The sequence below is a fragment of the Compostibacillus humi genome (assembly GCF_014637175.1).
GTDB lineage: Bacteria > Bacillota > Bacilli > Bacillales > Amphibacillaceae > Oceanobacillus > Oceanobacillus humi.
This window is the reverse complement of the sequence record NZ_BMEV01000128.1, coordinates 1-2,844: the sequence shown is the minus strand read 5'-3', so window position 1 is coordinate 2,844 and position 2,844 is coordinate 1. Positions and strand designations below refer to the sequence as shown.

Here is a 2,844-nt window from a genome sequence, read left to right as displayed (position 1 = left end):
TTAAAGTTGCGAGTAAATTAGTAAAATCAGGACGATCCATCTACTTTAAATTGTCCTCTAGTTTTGTGTACCAAAAATTCTTTTGGGAAGTACTTCAGCGAATTCAACGTCTTGAGCTAGAATAATTCAATTGAATAGCTGTTTTTTAAAAGGATGAAAGACCAAGGGGGTAGTATGCCCAAAATCAGGATTTTACTACCATTCACCTTTATCATTTATCATGTTTATCGAAATTAACAGCTCTTACTTGTTTAGATAACAAAAAATCATTGGATTTGGTATCAAATTAAATCTTCATTGGAAGTATGAATAATTCAGGTTTATATTATAGTTAGCGCCATTCCCAGCTTATTACTGATTGTTATTGTTATCGGAGGGATTGTTGCAGGTATTTTCACGGCAACAGAGGGGGCTGCAGTTGCAGTACTTTACTCGGCTATTTTGGCCGTTGTCTACAAAGGGTTAAAATGGAAGGATATCCCGGGAATTTTATAAGAAACAATCGAAATCACCGGGATGATTCTTTTTCTTATAACATCATCTGCATTATTTTCCCTGGTTATGTCTTATTTAGGATTGCCGGAGCTGATTGGCAACGGATTATTATCCGTTACGGAAAGCAGTATCGGATTTATTCTGGTGATGATTTTAATCCTCCTCGCTTGCGGTACGTTTATGGACATAACTCCAGCTGTACTTATATTTACACCAATTTTTCTGCCTATTTCGCAAACATTTGGCATGGATCCTGTTCATTTTGGCATGATATTATGTTTCGCATTATGTATTGGAAATATGACACCACCGGTAGGAAGCGCTCTATTTGTAGGAACTTCCGTCGCTAATGTGCGAATTGAAGATGTCATCGGAACGCTAATCCCTTATTTTATCGCAGTAATCATCGTACTCCTATTAGTAGCTTTTATCCCGCAAATCTCCCTATTGCTGCCTAACCTGTTTAATTTATAAGCTGCCAGAAACATGTCGTTTTTTGTCAGAAAAGCCACCGGTGCCATGCACCGGCGGCAATTTAATTTCCAGCAGGAACTTCTTTTCCCCAGCGACGGTAAAACACATAAGTCAGCGAAATCATTATTAATGCTCCAACCAGCAAGGAAATCAGCCAGGAATTTGTTATGCCGGCGATAAGGAAAGCAATTATTCCGCTAAATCCTGCCGTTAAAGCGAATGGCATTTGCGTATTGACATGGTCTATATGGTCACTGGAAGAACCCGCCGAGGATAATATCGTCGTATCGGAAATCGGTGAACAGTGGTCGCCAAAAATCCCTCCGCTTAACACCGCTGCAATACATAACGCCATAGAGATGTCCATTGCATAGGCAAGCGGCATGGCAATCGGAATCATAATGGCAAATGTTCCATACGAAGTTCCCGTCGTGTACGAGATAATGCAGCCTACAAGAAAGATTAGAACAGGAATCAGCGCCGGAGAGGTTGTCTGTTCAGCCAAATTAACGATGAATGCAGCGGTTCCTAAAGCCGAAGTCACACTGCCAATTGACCATGCTAAAGTTAAAATGATATAGACGAGAACCATGCTCTTAAATCCTTTGACGACCAAACTCATTGCTTCTTTAAAATTAAATAATTTTTGCTGTAATCCCATCGCCATCGAAACGAGAATAGCGGCAAAAGCAGCAATTAAAATCGATTTGCTCCCATCCGACTCCCCTACCGCCGTTACCAGGTCATTTTCCGGAAATCCTCCGGTCCACAGAAATAGTGGCGGAATCAACCCAAGGAGAACAACTAAAGGAACAATCATATTTCGTTTTTTCGGTGTTTTTTCTGTCATTTCCACATCTACCATGGAAGAATCTGAGGAAGGCTGAGCACCGTCCCGCAGCAGTTTTCCTGTTGTCCTGGCACGATATTCCGCTTCCGCCATCGGTCCAAAATCCCATCTTTTATAAATTACGATAGCAACCAATACTAAGGCTAAAATGGAGTAAAAGTTAAAGGGAATGGTAGATAAATACGTCAAATACTCAGAACGGGAAATCCCCAATTCCACAAACTGGGCGCCAATTAATCCCATAACAAATACAACCCAAGTGGAAACCGGTCCTAATAAACAAATCGGCGCCGAAGTAGAGTCTACAATATACGCCAGCTTTTCCCTGGAGACCCGCATTTTGTCTGTTACCGATCGCATTACACTGCCAACGGTGAGGGCATTAAAATAATCTTCGAAGAAAATAATAATCCCAAATAGCATCGTCGACCCTTGCGCACCGCGGTCTGATTTAACTCTTCTCGTAATGGCATGGGCAATGGCATGAGCACCACCGCTTTTTTGCATAAATGCAATCAGGACTCCAAATAGTCCGCAGTATAATAGCACGGTTGCACTCCACTCATCCCCAAGGTTTGGCAAAATAAACTCACTGAAACTGGCATATAGTCCCATAAACGGATTCCAATCGTGAACCATCGTAGCCCCTAGCCATACTCCGGCAAACAATGCCGGAATAACATTTCTTGTAACTAGGGCCAAGACAATTGCCAGTACCGGAGGCAAAAGAGAAAGAATGCCGAATTCCATTTTTCATCCCCCTTTCCAATGTTTTATAAGATTAAAAAATCCCTCCTTTACACTATGTTGAAGGTACCTTTTATATCTTATATATGAAGGGATGTACAATTTTATTTCTAATATATACTGCAATTATTTTAATAAACCCGGTCGTTTTCACATTTTCCTTTGCAATTGAGATAGGGGGAGGTGACTAACCTCCGTCCCTCTCACACCACCGTACGTACGGTTCCGTATACGGCGGTTCCAGATTATGTATGACGCAAAATTTCATATCTAGCGGA

1 protein-coding gene and 1 pseudogene are annotated in these 2,844 nt (G+C 41.3%); one reads left to right on the top strand and one right to left on the bottom strand.

Annotation, left to right across the window (positions count from 1 at the left end; all coding sequences use genetic code 11):
* Positions 1-321 precede the first annotated feature (321 nt).
* Positions 322-969, top strand: a pseudogene (locus IEV18_RS16670) (TRAP transporter large permease subunit); the annotation flags it as partial.
* 61 nt (positions 970-1,030) lie between these two features.
* On the opposite strand, the gene IEV18_RS16665 reads toward IEV18_RS16670, so the two are convergent.
* Complete coding sequence (locus IEV18_RS16665) at positions 1,031-2,569, bottom strand: Na+/H+ antiporter NhaC family protein (RefSeq protein ID WP_188393482.1); 1,539 nt, start codon at positions 2,567-2,569, stop codon at positions 1,031-1,033.
* Positions 2,570-2,844 lie beyond the last annotated feature (275 nt).

Excerpts from the sequence above, each read along its gene's own strand:
- IEV18_RS16665 (WP_188393482.1), bottom strand. The coding sequence starts at position 2,569 with ATGGAATTCGGCATTCTTTCTCTTTTGCCTCCGGTACTGGCAATTGTC.